This is a genomic window from Bacillus sp. SIMBA_031 (assembly GCF_046535225.1).
In the GTDB taxonomy this organism is placed as follows: Bacteria; Bacillota; Bacilli; order Bacillales; family Bacillaceae; genus Bacillus; species Bacillus velezensis.
This window is the reverse complement of record NZ_JAWRXC010000011.1, coordinates 15,635-30,113: the sequence shown is the minus strand read 5'-3', so window position 1 is coordinate 30,113 and position 14,479 is coordinate 15,635. Positions and strand designations below refer to the sequence as shown.

Annotated in this window: 12 protein-coding genes and 2 tRNA genes; all 14 read left to right on the top strand. The window is 46.5% G+C overall.

The features are described from left to right. Positions 1-34 precede the first annotated feature (34 nt). The 14 genes from mfd (at position 35) to SB724_RS18415 (ending at position 14,378) form a co-directional block, all read left to right on the top strand. Positions 35-3,568, top strand: a complete 3,534-nt coding sequence (mfd, locus tag SB724_RS18480) for a transcription-repair coupling factor (RefSeq protein ID WP_410572248.1) — start codon at positions 35-37, stop codon at positions 3,566-3,568. A gap of 136 nt (positions 3,569-3,704) precedes the next feature. Then, a complete protein-coding gene (gene spoVT / locus SB724_RS18475) occupies positions 3,705-4,241 on the top strand; it encodes a stage V sporulation protein T (protein ID WP_004264646.1) in 537 nt (178 codons plus the stop codon). A 168-nt stretch (positions 4,242-4,409) separates the two neighbouring features. Then, entirely contained in the window at positions 4,410-5,990 is a 1,581-nt protein-coding gene (locus SB724_RS18470; RefSeq protein WP_410572246.1) for a putative polysaccharide biosynthesis protein, read from the top strand. Continuing rightward, a complete protein-coding gene (yabN, locus tag SB724_RS18465) occupies positions 5,980-7,455 on the top strand; it encodes a bifunctional methyltransferase/pyrophosphohydrolase YabN (protein WP_410572244.1) in 1,476 nt (491 codons plus the stop codon). The genes SB724_RS18470 and yabN overlap by 11 nt, the downstream gene beginning before the upstream one ends. A 1-nt stretch (position 7,456) precedes the next feature. Beyond that, entirely contained in the window at positions 7,457-7,717 is a 261-nt protein-coding gene (locus SB724_RS18460; RefSeq protein WP_007409934.1) for an RNA-binding S4 domain-containing protein, read from the top strand. 78 nt (positions 7,718-7,795) lie between these two features. Continuing rightward, on the top strand, positions 7,796-8,098 hold the full coding sequence (gene yabP / locus SB724_RS18455) for a sporulation protein YabP (RefSeq protein WP_004264638.1): 303 nt from the start codon (positions 7,796-7,798) through the stop codon (positions 8,096-8,098). Continuing rightward, complete coding sequence (gene yabQ, locus SB724_RS18450) at positions 8,095-8,730, top strand: spore cortex biosynthesis protein YabQ (protein ID WP_007615182.1); 636 nt, start codon at positions 8,095-8,097, stop codon at positions 8,728-8,730. The genes yabP and yabQ overlap by 4 nt, the downstream gene beginning before the upstream one ends. Before the next feature lie 17 nt (positions 8,731-8,747). Beyond that, positions 8,748-9,125: a cell division protein DivIC gene (gene divIC, locus SB724_RS18445; protein WP_032858294.1), complete on the top strand. Its 378-nt coding sequence runs from the start codon at positions 8,748-8,750 to the stop codon at positions 9,123-9,125. A gap of 80 nt (positions 9,126-9,205) precedes the next feature. Beyond that, positions 9,206-9,592 carry a S1 domain-containing RNA-binding protein gene (locus SB724_RS18440; RefSeq protein WP_004264630.1) on the top strand — a complete coding sequence of 129 codons (387 nt, stop codon included), beginning with the start codon at positions 9,206-9,208 and terminating at the stop codon, positions 9,590-9,592. 157 nt (positions 9,593-9,749) lie between these two features. Continuing rightward, a tRNA-Met gene (locus tag SB724_RS18435) sits at positions 9,750-9,826 on the top strand. Positions 9,827-9,835: 9 nt separating this feature from the next. Then, positions 9,836-9,907 (top strand) — tRNA-Glu (locus SB724_RS18430). A gap of 209 nt (positions 9,908-10,116) precedes the next feature. After that, positions 10,117-12,606, top strand: coding sequence for a stage II sporulation protein E (spoIIE, locus tag SB724_RS18425; protein ID WP_007409936.1), 2,490 nt, complete (start codon positions 10,117-10,119; stop codon positions 12,604-12,606). Between the two features lie 67 nt (positions 12,607-12,673). Next, entirely contained in the window at positions 12,674-13,411 is a 738-nt protein-coding gene (locus SB724_RS18420) for a vWA domain-containing protein (protein ID WP_004264624.1), read from the top strand. Next, a complete protein-coding gene (locus SB724_RS18415; protein ID WP_014304202.1) occupies positions 13,377-14,378 on the top strand; it encodes a protein kinase domain-containing protein in 1,002 nt (333 codons plus the stop codon). Before SB724_RS18420 ends, SB724_RS18415 begins: the two co-directional genes overlap by 35 nt. The last annotated feature ends 101 nt before the right edge of the window (positions 14,379-14,479 follow it).

Genomic DNA, 14,479 nt, shown 5'->3' with positions numbered 1-14,479 from the left:
TCTGTTCTTGCAGAAAATAGAGAGGAGGGCCCATATGGACAACATTCAAACCTTTATTAAAGAAAGCGATGATTTTAAATCCATTGTCAACGGTTTACATGAGGGGCTGAAGGAACAGCTGCTTGCGGGTCTGTCAGGTTCCGCGCGTTCTGTTTTTACCTCCGCCCTTGCACAGGAAACGAAAAGGCCGATTTTCTTTATCACCCATAATTTATATCAGGCCCAAAAAGTGACGGAAGATCTGACGGCGCTTCTCGGGGATCAATCTGTTTTTTTATACCCCGTGAATGAATTGATTTCTTCAGAAATTGCGGTAGCGAGCCCTGAACTGCGCGCTCAGCGGCTTGATGTCATTAATAGATTAACAAACGGAGAAGCGCCGGTCGTTGTGGCGCCCGTGGCGGCAGTGAGAAGAATGCTTCCGCCGAAGGAGCTGTGGAAAAGCAGCCAGATCGTCATTTCACTCGGAGACGATATAGAACCGGATCAGCTGTCCGCGCGCCTTGTAGAGGTGGGGTATGAGCGATCCGATATGGTTTCTGCACCCGGTGAATTCAGTATTCGCGGCGGAATTATCGACATTTATCCGCTGACGTCGGAGCATCCGGTGAGAATTGAACTGTTTGATACGGAGGTCGATTCCATCAGAAGCTTCAATTCTGATGACCAGAGATCAATTGAGACGCTCAAACATGTGGCGATCGGACCGGCGAAGGAATTGATCATCAGGGCGGAAGAAAAAGCCCGGGCAATGGAAAGGCTCGATAAAGGGCTTGCCGACAGTCTGAAAAAGCTGAAGCAGGACAAACAAAAGGAAATGCTTCATATCAATATCTCACATGATAAAGAACGGTTATCAACGGGACAGACTGATCAGGAACTTGTGAAGTATCTCTCGTACTTTTACGAAAAACCTGCTAGTTTGCTAGATTATACACCGGCAGACACGTTGTTACTGTTAGACGAGGTCAGCCGCATTCATGAAATGGAGGATCAGCTGCAAAAAGAAGAGGCCGAATTTATGACAAGTCTGCTTGAGGAAGGGAAAATTCTGCATGACATTCATTTATCCTTCAGCTTTCAGGAGCTTATGAGCGAAAAGCGGCGCCCGGCTATTTATTATTCATTATTTTTGCGTCATGTCCAGCATACAAGCCCTCAGAATATCGTGAATGTGACAAGCCGGCAGATGCAGAGTTTTCACGGGCAGATGAATGTGCTCGCAGGTGAAATGGAGCGCTTTAAGAAATCAAACTTCACCGTCGTCTTTTTAGGCGCAAATAAGGACAGAACCGACAGATTGGCATCCGTGCTGGCTGATTACGAAATTGAAGCCGCAAAAACGGACAGCTCCAAAGCGCTTGTGCAAGGACAGGTCTATGTCATGGAAGGCGAGCTGCAATCCGGTTTTGAACTGCCGCTGATGAAGCTGGCCGTCATTACGGAGGAAGAGCTGTTCAAAAACCGAATTAAGAAAAAGCCGAGAAAGCAGAAGCTGACAAATGCCGAACGGATCAAAAGCTATTCCGAGCTTCAGGTCGGTGACTATGTCGTCCACGTCAACCACGGGATCGGTAAGTATTTGGGGATCGAAACACTAGAAATCAAAGGCATTCATAAAGATTACCTCAACATTCATTATCAGGGCAGCGATAAGCTGTACGTCCCTGTAGAACAAATCGACCAGGTGCAGAAGTACGTCGGCTCTGAAGGAAAAGAACCGAAGCTTTATAAACTGGGCGGCAGTGAATGGAAACGGGTGAAGAAAAAAGTTGAAAACTCCGTTCAGGATATTGCCGATGATCTGATTAAGCTTTATGCGGAACGGGAAGCAAGCAAAGGCTATGCGTTCTCGCCGGATCATGAAATGCAGCGGCAGTTCGAATCTGCTTTCCCTTATCAGGAAACAGAGGACCAGCTCCGTTCCATTCAGGAGATTAAAAAGGACATGGAAAGAGAGCGCCCGATGGACCGTTTGCTTTGCGGTGATGTCGGTTACGGGAAGACGGAGGTAGCCATCCGAGCGGCCTTTAAAGCGATCGCCGACGGAAAGCAGGTCGCGCTTCTTGTGCCGACGACAATACTCGCGCAGCAGCATTATGAAACCATTATGGAGCGTTTCCAGGACTATCCGATTAACATCGGTCTTCTCAGCCGATTCAGAACGAGAAAAGAATCCAATGAAACGATTAAAGGCCTGAAAAACGGAACGGTAGACATCGTAATCGGAACCCACAGGCTTTTATCTAAAGACGTCGTCTATAAAGATCTCGGCTTGCTCATCATTGATGAAGAGCAGCGCTTTGGCGTAACGCATAAGGAAAAAATCAAACAGATCAAAGCTAATGTCGATGTGCTGACTCTTACAGCGACGCCGATACCGCGTACGCTTCATATGTCCATGCTCGGTGTGCGGGACTTATCAGTTATTGAAACGCCGCCGGAAAACCGTTTCCCTGTTCAGACATATGTCGTGGAATACAACGGCGCGCTTGTGCGGGAAGCCATCGAAAGAGAATTGGCGCGCGGAGGACAGGTATATTTCTTGTACAACCGCGTGGATGACATCGAGCGGAAGGCTGATGAAATTTCCATGCTTGTTCCCGATGCGAAAGTGGCATATGCCCACGGAAAAATGACCGAAAATGAATTGGAAAGCGTCATGCTCAATTTTCTGGAAGGGGAATCAGACGTCCTTGTCAGCACGACTATTATTGAGACAGGCGTAGATATACCAAATGTCAATACCTTGATTGTGTTCGACGGAGACAAAATGGGGCTGTCTCAGCTGTATCAGCTGAGAGGACGGGTCGGCCGTTCCAACCGCGTCGCTTACGCGTATTTTACGTACCGCAGAGACAAAGTGCTCACTGAGGTGGCGGAAAAACGGCTGCAGGCGATTAAAGAATTTACCGAGCTGGGATCAGGCTTTAAAATCGCCATGCGTGACTTGACGATCAGGGGAGCGGGGAACCTTCTCGGCGCCCAGCAGCACGGCTTTATCGACTCAGTCGGTTTTGACCTGTACTCGCAAATGCTCAAGGAAGCGATTGAAGAGCGGAAAGGCGATATTCCGAAAAGCGAACAGTTTGAGACAGAAATCGATATCGAGCTGGACGCGTATATTCCTGAAAACTATATACAAGACGGCAAGCAAAAAATCGACATGTACAAACGCTTCAGGTCGATCGCCACAATTGAGGAGAAAAATGAGCTTCAAGATGAAATCATTGACAGGTTCGGCAGCTACCCTAAAGAGGTTGAATGGCTGTTTACGGTTGCTGAGATGAAGGTATACGGAAAATATGAACGCGTCGAACTCATCAAGCAGGATAAAGACGCGATCAGATTTACCATTTCTGAAGAGGCCAGCGCACAGATTGACGGCCAGAAATTGTTCGAACTCGGCAATAAATACGGCCGGCAGATCGGACTGGGAATGGAAGGGAAAAAGCTGAAAATCTCAGTACAGACGAAAGGCCGCAAAACGGAAGAGTGGCTGGAGACCGTGCTCGGCATGCTGAAAGGCCTTCAGGATGTGAAGAAAGAAACAATCGCGTCTTCATAAAAATTGTTACTCTCTGGTGTATATTACATTTGATGTGACGGATACTAATTTCAAGCGAGTGGCGGAAGCTACATAAAGTAAAGAGCTTTAGTACTTTCCCTTAAATATCATCACATGAAAGAGAGGCACCAGAGAGATGAAAGCTACAGGTATCGTACGTCGTATTGATGATCTAGGACGGGTTGTCATCCCTAAAGAAATTCGGAGAACACTGCGGATCAGGGAAGGAGACCCGCTTGAAATATTCGTTGACCGCGACGGAGAAGTTATATTGAAAAAATATTCTCCTATCAGTGAGCTTGGCGATTTTGCGAAGGAATATGCAGATGCATTGTATGACAGTCTCGGCCATTCCGTCTTGATTTGCGACCGTGACGCGTATATTGCCGTTTCCGGCAGTTCGAAAAAAGAATTTCTGAACAAAGCCATCAGCGATTTGCTCGAAAAAACGATGGATCAGCGCAGCTCTGTGGTAGAAAACGACGTGAAGTCCGCGCAGCTTGTTAATGACATTGATGAAGATATGAGCTCCTATACAATAGCTCCGATCGTGGCAAATGGCGATCCTATCGGCGCCGTGGTCATCTTTTCCAAGGAACAGGCACTTGGAGAAGTAGAACATAAAGCAGTAGAAACGGCAGCCAGTTTTTTGGCGAGACAAATGGAGCAGTAGGTCTTATTACCATTATTGAAATAAGAAAACGGAGAAAGAGCAGCTCTTATACAAGTGCTGTTCTTTTTCATATTCATATGTGCTCTCTATCGGTTCGGCCGTTAGGATTGTGATATAATAAGCTCGTTTTATAGACGTAATTTTCTAGCGGCTGGAAGGAGCTTTTGGATGAACGATTCAGTTGGCGCCAAGCGGCAATCGGCATGGAAAGGTGCTTTTGTGCTCGTCGTTGCGGGTATCGTGACGAAGATATTAAGCGCCGTGTACAGGGTTCCTTTTCAGAATATTGTCGGTGACGTCGGATTTTACATTTATCAGCAGGTGTATCCGTTTTTAGGGATCGCGGTCATGCTGTCAACATCCGGTTTTCCGGTAATCATCTCAAAATTAATGAACGATTATAGCGATCATAAACAAAAAATAATGAAAATTTCCGCCCTTTATGTCACGGCGGCCGGACTTGTTCTGTTTGTGCTCATGTATGCCGGCGCGGCGCCGTTGGCCGGTTTTATGGGTGACGTCCGCCTTGTGATGCTGATAAGGGTCGCGGCGTTCGCTTTCATACTGTTTCCGTTTACGGCGGTTTTCAGGGGGTATTTCCAAGGCGTGCATGATATGATGCCGTCAGCCTTATCCCAGATTACGGAACAGCTTCTTCGCGTGGCGGTGCTTCTCGGTTTATCCTTCTGGCTTTTGAAAAGCGGCCGTTCATTATACGCGGCTGGTGCGGGGGCGGCCTCGGGATCAATTGCCGGAAGCTTGGCGGCCCTTTGTGTATTGGCTGTTTTTTGGTATAAGCGGGAAGAAACAAAGAAAGACGGCGGACATATCGAAACGGCCGTCATTGTAAAAAAGCTGCTGCTTTATTCAGTCACCATCTGTATCAGCAGTGTACTCATGCTTTTGATTCAGCTTGTAGACGCCTTAAACTTATATTCACTGCTTTCAGACGGGACGGAGAGCCATGCCGCGAAACAGCTGAAAGGCATATATGACCGCGGACAGCCGCTCCTTCAGCTGGGAACCGTGTTTGCCGTCAGTATCGCCGCGTCATTGGTTCCTTCAATTTCAAAAGCGGTGCATGAGAATAAGCCGTTTATCATAAAAGAGAAAGCAACATCAGCCGTCAAGCTCTGCCTTGCGATAGGGATCGGTGCATCAGCCGGGCTTTTTTGCATTTTAGAGCCGGTGAATATCATGCTTTTCCAAAACAGTGAGGGGACGCAGACCTTACACATATTCAGCTTATCTATCTTTTTTGCCTCAATTGCGCTTACGGCAGCCGCGATTCTGCAAGGAGCGGGACATACCGTTTTCCCCGCCGTATCCGTTTTAGCGGGAGGGGCGCTGAAATGGGTGCTGAATGTTTGGCTGGTCCCCGGCTGGGGTATTACAGGAGCGGCACTGGCGACCGTCTTGGCATTTGCCGCAGTTGCGTGCCTGAATCTCCGGAGAATTTGGTCGAAGGGCTGGCTGACGAATATCGGAGGCGTGATTGCCCGTCTGTGCTGGTGCAGTCTGCTGATGGTCTTCTTTCTGCTCGTATATATGAAGCTATGGCAGTTATTTGTTCCTGTCAGCAGGGCCGGAGCTGTATGTGAGAGTCTGTCTGCGTCAGTCATCGGAGGGCTATTGTTTATTTATTGTATGATAAGAATGAAGATTTTCACGGACGAAGAGCTGAGCGGCCTTCCTTTCGGCAGTGCTTTAAGCAAATTGAAAAAGAGGAGAGAAAAACATGGCAGGTAACATTACGGTCGTCGGCCTCGGCGCCGGAGACATGGATCAGTTGACAGTGGGCGTACATAAGCTGCTGACTCAGGCGAAGCATTTATATATAAGAACGAAAGACCACCCTTTGATTCCGGAATTAGAGCAAGAGACGGAAGCGGACATCCGGTATTTTGATGATATTTATGAAAAACATGATCAGTTTGAAGCGGTCTATGAAGAGATCGCGGACATTCTGTTTGAAAAAGCGAAGCAAGAGGATGTCGTCTACGCTGTGCCCGGGCATCCGTTTGTCGCTGAGAAAACCATTCAGCTGTTATTTGAACGCCGGGAAGAACAACAGATAGCTGTTCATACTGCCGGAGGGCAAAGCTTTCTGGATGCCACTTTTAATGCTTTGCGAATTGATCCGATTGAAGGGTTTCAATTTACGGATGCGCAAACAATGACGCCGGATGAGCTCGAACTCCGCCATCACCTGATCATTTGCCAGGTTTATGACCAGATGACGGCCTCTGAGGTAAAGCTGACGCTTATGGAGAAATTGCCTGACGACTATGAAGTGGTCATCGTCACGGCAGCCGGAAGCAAGGGAGAAAAGATGACCAAGGTGCCTTTGTTTGAACTTGACCGCAATGTAGAAATAAATAACTTAACAAGCGTGTATGTTCCGCCGATTAAAAAAGAAGAACTCCTTTACCAGGAATTTTCTGCATTCCGAAGTATTATTCGCGAGCTTCGCGGGCCGAACGGCTGTCCGTGGGATCAAAAGCAGACACACCAGTCATTAAAGAAATATATGATTGAGGAATGCTACGAACTGCTTGAGGCCATTGACGAAGAGGACACGGATCACATGATAGAAGAACTCGGGGACGTCATGCTTCAGGTTATGCTGCACGCCCAGATCGGGGAAGACGAGGGGTATTTCTCAATTGATGATGTCATCAGAGACATAAGTGCGAAGATGGTCAGACGGCACCCGCACGTGTTTAAGGATGTTAAGGTTCAGGATGAACATGATGTCGTCGCCAACTGGGAAGAAATCAAAAAGGCGGAAAAGCAAACAACATCCTCTTCATTGCTGGATGCCGTGCCGAAAACACTGCCTTCTCTTGCAAAAGCGGCCAAGCTTCAGAAAAAAGCAGCAAAAACCGGCTTTGACTGGGATGACGTTCAGGATATATGGGATAAAGTAAATGAAGAGCTGAAGGAATTTTCTGCAGAGGCTTCCGCCGAATCAGCAGATGAAATCAGCTTAAAAGCTGAATTCGGCGATGTTTTATTTGCATTGGTCAATATCGGCCGATACTATAAAATTGAGCCTGAGGAAGCGCTCGCCATGACAAATGACAAATTCCGCAGACGCTTTGCTTATATTGAGAAAGAAGCGGCAGCAAAGGGACTTGAATTGACCGCAATGTCACTTGAGGAAATGGACAAATTGTGGGATGAAGCAAAAGAAATGGAGAGGAGATTCTGATATGAGACTTGATAAGTTTTTAAAAGTATCCAGATTGATTAAACGCCGCACATTGGCGAAAGAGGTCGCCGATCAAGGGAGAATCACCGTTAACGGGAATCAGGCGAAAGCCAGCTCAGACGTAAAAGCCGGTGATGAACTGACGGTCCGCTTCGGCCAAAAGCTTGTCACCGTGAAGGTAAACGAATTGAAAGAAACAACGAAAAAAGAAGAAGCCGCGGGCATGTATACAATCGTCAAGGAAGAAAAACTCGGCGAATAGGCTTGTTCTAAACAAGGCACCCGCCTCATACAATGCAGTAATAATGCTAAAAGTATCGAGGATATGGGGGCTGAATAGATGAATTCATATTATGAGCAAAAAGGTTCTTCTTCTGTTCCGGAACAGCATGATGTAACGATGAAAGGGAGAAAGCATTTAGACATTTCGGGCGTCAAGCATGTAGAAAGTTTTGACAACGAAGAGTTTTTGCTGGAAACGGTTATGGGAATGCTTTCCGTCAGAGGCGAGAACCTGCAGATGAAAAATCTTGATGTGGAAAAAGGGATTGTATCTATAAAAGGCAGGGTGTTTGACCTTGTATATTTAGACGAGCAGCAAGGGGATAAAGCTAAAGGGTTTTTTAGCAAGTTGTTTAAATGACGCTGACCACCCAATTTTATACGATGCTGGCAATGACCGGTATGGGCGCCTGGCTCGGAGCGTCGCTTGATACATACAGGCTGTTTGTCAGCCGCGCCAAAACGGCCAGATGGCTGTTATTCATTCATGACATTCTCTTTTGGATTGTACAAGGTCTGCTGTTTTTCTATGTGCTGCTCAACGTGAATGAAGGAGAACTCAGGGTATACATTTTCTTGGCTGTCTTACTGGGTATTGCGACGTACCAAAGCCTGTTTAAACGAATGTATATAAAAATACTGAAATTTGCCATTCATCTTGCGGTGTCTCTTTACCAATTCGCAAAAAAGCTCATTCAGCACGTGCTGTTCCGTCCGGTGCTTCTGCTCTTTAAGCTGCTCATCGGGCTGATCACGGCTATTTCTTTATACTCCTATCGGGTGAGTGCCTTTTTTGCGAAGTGTCTTTTTAAGATCGTAACGTTTTTGCTGTATCCGCTGTTTTTCCTGTTGAAACAATTATTGAAACTTCTTCCTGAAAAGTGGCGTCTTACTTTCAAACGATATTTTCAAAAAAGTGCAGGATTTTTACAAAAGAGCAAGAAACTAATCATAACAATCAGATCGACCATGATACGTATTTTGAAAAGGTGAAAGGAGGACCGTCTGATTTGAATCTATCTAGAGAACGTACAATAACTGAAATTCAAAACGACTATAAAGAGCAGGTTGAACGGCAATCCCAGCTTATGAAAAGAAGGCGGAAAGGGCTTTTCAGACGGTTGATCGTATTCGGCGCCCTTGTGTTGTTGACGGCTATTGTCTTAGCGGGTTCTCTTTGGTCACAGACCTCTTCCCTTAGCGCAAACGAAGAAAAGAAAGCTAGGCTGGAAAAACAAGTAAAAGAATTGAACGCGAAACAGGCTGATTTAAAAGATGAAATTTCCAAATTAAAGGATGAGGATTACGTCACAGAGCTTGCCAGAAGAGACTTGTTTATGTCAGGAAATGGTGAGATTCTCTTCAATGTAGAGAAGAAGAGCAAGTAGCCTTGTTGACACTTAAATTTTTATTTAGGTATAATTAAACAAACGATCTTTTTATAAGCCTAAGGAGGAGCACTTTTTTTATGTCGATTGAAGTTGGCAGCAAGTTGCAAGGGAAAATAACAGGTATTACAAATTTCGGAGCATTTGTTGAATTGCCTGGAGGCTCAACCGGTCTCGTTCATATCAGTGAGGTAGCCGATAATTATGTAAAAGACATTAACGAGCATTTAAAAGTCGGCGATCAAGTTGAAGTGAAAGTCATCAACGTTGAAAAAGACGGGAAAATTGGTTTATCAATTAAAAAAGCTAAAGACCGTCCGCAAGCCAGACCTAGAAATGATTTCCGTCCGAAAGAATCTTTTGAACAGAAAATGAACAAGTTTCTTAAAGATAGCGAAGACCGCTTATCATCTTTAAAACGAAACACGGAATCAAAACGTGGAGGGCGCGGAGCAAGAAGAGGATAACTTGCTGCTTTCTATAAATACATGGAGCATCCGTCTATCCCAGCGGGTGCTTTTTTTGTATGTACCCGTATAGTCAGAAAATTAAAACTTTAAAGTTCCTGTTGACGGAATGAAGAAACCTTTGTATTATATAACTTGTGCTTATAAGCACCTATATGGCGGTGTAGCTCAGCTGGCTAGAGCGTACGGTTCATACCCGTGAGGTCGGGGGTTCGATCCCCTCCGCCGCTACCATATATATATGGCCCGTTGGTCAAGCGGTTAAGACACCGCCCTTTCACGGCGGTAACACGGGTTCGAATCCCGTACGGGTCATCAAGCGAATCGGCTTCTGTTGCAGAAGCCGATTTTTTCATATTTAGACAACTTTTTGAGAAATGTCGGAGGAAATACGAAAGGAAAGGGGAACAAGGGAGAAAGCGTCGAAGAGTTCTTTGGAATTGTTACCTTCTTTTGACAAAATCCTATCTGGGCTTTCATTTATAATGACAAGCAACGAATAAAACAGGTGGGGGATGAGAGCAATGGAAAAAGCAGAAAGAAGAGTGAACGGGCCGATGGCGGGACAAGCTCTGGAAAAACTGCAATCGTTTTTTGAAAAGGCGGCAAAGCTTACAGTCCATCAAGCGCATTCACTTTTTTTCTATAAGGGTTTCATTTATGTCGTGATCGGATTTTTACTTGGACGGGCTTTCATATTATCTGAGGTTCTTCCGTTTGCGCTGCCGTTTTTCGGAGCGATGCTTTTGATCAGAAGAGATAAAGCCTTCTATGCCTGTCTGTCTTTACTTGCGGGCGCTTTAACCATTTCGCCGAAACACTCTTTATTGATTCTCACAGCTTTGGCCGTCTTCACTCTATTTTCAAAAATCGGTACATATATCGTGCAGGACCGAGTGAAGATGCTGCCGATCGTGGTGTTTTTCTCTATGGCTGCCGCGAGAATCGGATTTGTTTATTTTGAGAGCGGCGCTTTTACCACCTATGATTATGTGATGGCTGTTGTCGAGGCGGGCCTGGCCTTTATTTTGACGCTGATCTTTTTGCAAAGCCTGCCGATCTTCACGATCAAAAAAGTGAAGCAATCGTTAAAAATAGAAGAAATTATCTGTTTTATGATCTTGATCGCATCCGTTTTAACCGGGCTTGCCGGTGTTTCATTTCAGGGAATGCAGGCTGAACATATCCTGGCCCGCTATGTCGTGCTGAGTTTTTCCTTTGTCGGCGGGGCAAGCATCGGCTGTACGGTCGGTGTGGTGACCGGACTGATCCTCGGGCTTGCGAATATCGGGAATCTCTATCAAATGAGTCTGCTTGCGTTTTCCGGGCTTCTTGGCGGGCTGCTGAAAGAAGGAAAGAAAGCCGGAGCCGCAGTCGGGTTAGTGATCGGCTCACTGCTGATTTCATTATATGGAGAGGGGTCTGCCGGATTAATGACCACTCTTTATGAATCTTTGATTGCCGTTGTTTTGTTTTTGATTACGCCCCAATCGATTACGAAAAAGGTGGCGCGATACATACCGGGCACTGCTGAGCACAGTCAGGAACAGCAGCAGTACGCGAGGAAAATCAGAGATGTCACCGCCCAGAAAGTAGACCAGTTCTCCAATGTGTTTCATGCCTTGTCGGAGAGCTTCGCCACCTTTCATCAGACGTCTTCCGATGAGCAGGCGGAAGAAGGGGAAGTGGATCTCTTTTTAAGCAAAATCACCGAGCATTCCTGCCAATCCTGCTATAAGAAAAGCAAATGCTGGGTTCAAAACTTTGATAAAACATATGACTTAATGAAACAAGTTATGCATGAAACAGAAGAAAAACAGTATGCCTCAAACCGCAGATTAAAAAAGGAGTTTCAACAGCACTGTTCCAAATCCAGACAGGTGGAAGAGCTGATTGAGGACGAACTTGCCCACCATCACGCCCATCTGACACTGAAGAGAAAAGTTCAGGACAGCAGAAGGCTTGTTGCCGAGCAGCTGTTGGGGGTTTCTGAGGTCATGGCGGACTTTTCTCGGGAAATAAAACGGGAGAGGGAGCAGCATTTTATTCAGGAAGAACAAATGATAGAGGCGCTTCAGCATTTCGGAATCGAGATTCAGCATGTCGAGATATACAGCTTGGAGCAGGGCAATATTGATATCGAAATGACAATCCCGTTCAGCGGAGGACACGGCGAGAGTGAGAAAATTATCGCCCCGATGCTGTCTGACATTCTTGAGGAGCAGATACTTGTCAAAAGCGAACAGCACTCGACTCATCCGAATGGCTACAGCCATGTCGCGTTCGGTTCGACCAAGTCGTACCGGGTCTCGACAGGCGCAGCTCATGCGGCAAAAGGCGGCGGCCTTGTCTCCGGAGACAGCTACAGCATGATGGAACTGGGGGCGAGAAAGTATGCGGCCGCGATCAGTGACGGCATGGGCAATGGGGCGAGGGCCCATTATGAGAGCAATGAAACGATTAAGCTGCTCGAAAAAATCCTCGAATCAGGTATTGATGAAAAAATAGCGATCAAAACGATCAACAGTATTCTGTCTTTACGGACGACAGACGAAATCTACTCAACTCTCGATCTTTCTATCATTGACCTTCAGGATGCAAGCTGCAAATTCTTGAAGGTCGGTTCAACGCCGAGTTTTATCAAGCGGGGAGATCAAGTCATGAAAGTTCAGGCCAGCAATCTGCCGATCGGCATCATCAATGAATTTGATGTGGAGGTTGTAAGTGAACAGTTAAAAGCGGGAGATCTGCTCGTCATGATGAGTGACGGTATTTTTGAAGGGCCGAAGCACGTTGAAAACCACGACCTGTGGATGAAACGGAAAATGAAAGGGCTGAAAACCGAAGATCCTCAGGAAATCGCTGATATATTAATGGAAGAGGTCATCAGAACACGTTCCGGTCAAATCGAAGACGATATGACAGTGGTTGTTGTCCGGATTGATCACAACACGCCGAAATGGGCTTCCATACCGGTGCCGGCGGTTTTCCAAAATAAAAAGGAGATTTCTTAATCCTTTCGTATAAATCACTTTCCTTCTGGCGAAGATGGGACTAATCGTATCACCGGGAGGAATGTATGTGAATAAGGGACATTTAAATCAAGTTCTGCTGATTACAGATGGCTGCTCCAATCATGGTGAAGACCCGATCGCAATGGCGGCTTTCGCCAAGGAGCAGGGGATTACGGTGAATGTTATAGGAATTATGGAAGAAAACGCGATTGACCAAGAGGCAATGAAGGAAGTTGAAGGCATCGCCATGGCCGGAGGCGGCGTCCATCAAGTTGTGTATGCGTCACAATTGTCTCAGACGGTTCAAATGGTGACGAAAAAAGCAATGACCCAGACGCTGCAAGGTGTCGTCAATCAAGAGCTTAAACAAATCTTAGGGAAAAACGTTGAAATGGAAGAGCTTTCTCCTGAAAAACGCGGCGAAGTGATGGAAGTGGTTGATGAACTCGGCGAAACGGTTCATCTGCAAGTGCTTGTGCTGGTTGATACGAGTGCGAGTATGGCGCCGAAACTGCCGACGGTGAAAGAAGCGCTGATCGATCTTTCCATCAGTTTAAATTCCCGAGCCGGGCAAAATGAATTTGCCATGTGTATATTTCCCGGGAAAAGCCAGGAAGTTGAGCTTGTGCTGAATTGGACGCCGAAGCTTGAATCCCTTTCTGCACTCTTTGCGAAGCTGTCGACCGGCGGTATTACCCCTACGGGCCCCGCTATCCGGGAAGCGACGCAGCAGTTTGAGAGAATCCGCTCAAGAAGGAGCATGTTGGCAGATGATGAACGACGCTTTAACGAGTTTGGCATGTAGTCTGGCACCGGGGACGGCAATTCAGGGCAAATGGAACGGCAAATCCTACAGATTGCTCAAACAGCTTGGAAAAGGGGCTAACGGTATTGTATATCTGGCAGAAGCATCAGGCGGACAGGTCGCTTTGAAAATAAGCAGCGACAGCATGTCTGTTACCTCTGAAGTGAATGTCTTAAAATCCTTTTCAAAGGCCCGGTCGCAAACGATGGGGCCTTCTTTTTTTGATGCGGACGACGCGTTTATTCCGCAGCTGAATAAAAATGTCTCTTTTTACGTGATGGAGTACATAGAAGGGCCGCTTCTTCCGCAATATATCAGCAGTAAAGGAGCGGAGTGGATTCCGGTGCTGATGGTGCAGCTTCTTTCCAGCTTGTCAGTCCTTCATCAGCAAGGGTGGGTTTTTGGCGACCTCAAACCGGAAAATCTCATTGTAACCGGACCACCGGCTGCCATTCGCTGCATTGATGTAGGGGGAACGACAAAACAGGGCCGCGCGATTAAAGAGTATACGGAGTTTTACGACAGGGGCTATTGGGGGTATGGAACAAGAAAAGCAGAACCATCCTATGACCTGTTTGCTGTCGCAATGATCATGATCCACTGTGTCCAGAAGAAAGAGTGCAAAAAGTCAGGACAGCCGAAAGAACAGCTTCGTTCTATCATTGAAGGCCACCCGTTTCTGAATAAGTATAAGAAGGTTCTGTTTTCTGCTTTAAACGGCCAATATCCGTCTGCGGAAGCCATGAAGCATGACATCCTGACGGCGGGACAGAGCGCCGGGAGCAAAAGGAAAGCCGCCGCCAAGCCTAAGCCGCCGCAATCAAAACCGCGGCAGGGCACTGTATCTCAAACGCGGTATAAACCTAAACAAAAACCCGCAAAGCACAATGGTTTGTTTGAAACAACACTTATTTTAATCAGCGTTCTCGCCCTTTATTTCGCTTACATCGTCTTTTTTCTCATCTAATGCCGGCCGGACGCCTGTACTCATGCTTCTTCTTTGCTTGGAGGGAATGAAAGTGATAGGATATGTATATCTTTAAAAAACCTGCTCATTGTGAGGGGGAC

Coding starts and splice junctions, on each gene's coding strand:
- mfd (WP_410572248.1), top strand. CDS start 35: ATGGACAACATTCAAACCTTTATTAAAGAAAGCGATGATTTTAAATCC.
- spoVT (WP_004264646.1), top strand. CDS start 3,705: ATGAAAGCTACAGGTATCGTACGTCGTATTGATGATCTAGGACGGGTT.
- SB724_RS18470 (WP_410572246.1), top strand. CDS start 4,410: ATGAACGATTCAGTTGGCGCCAAGCGGCAATCGGCATGGAAAGGTGCT.
- yabN (WP_410572244.1), top strand. CDS start 5,980: ATGGCAGGTAACATTACGGTCGTCGGCCTCGGCGCCGGAGACATGGAT.
- SB724_RS18460 (WP_007409934.1), top strand. CDS start 7,457: ATGAGACTTGATAAGTTTTTAAAAGTATCCAGATTGATTAAACGCCGC.
- yabP (WP_004264638.1), top strand. CDS start 7,796: ATGAATTCATATTATGAGCAAAAAGGTTCTTCTTCTGTTCCGGAACAG.
- yabQ (WP_007615182.1), top strand. CDS start 8,095: ATGACGCTGACCACCCAATTTTATACGATGCTGGCAATGACCGGTATG.
- SB724_RS18440 (WP_004264630.1), top strand. CDS start 9,206: ATGTCGATTGAAGTTGGCAGCAAGTTGCAAGGGAAAATAACAGGTATT.
- spoIIE (WP_007409936.1), top strand. CDS start 10,117: ATGGAAAAAGCAGAAAGAAGAGTGAACGGGCCGATGGCGGGACAAGCT.
- SB724_RS18415 (WP_014304202.1), top strand. CDS start 13,377: ATGATGAACGACGCTTTAACGAGTTTGGCATGTAGTCTGGCACCGGGG.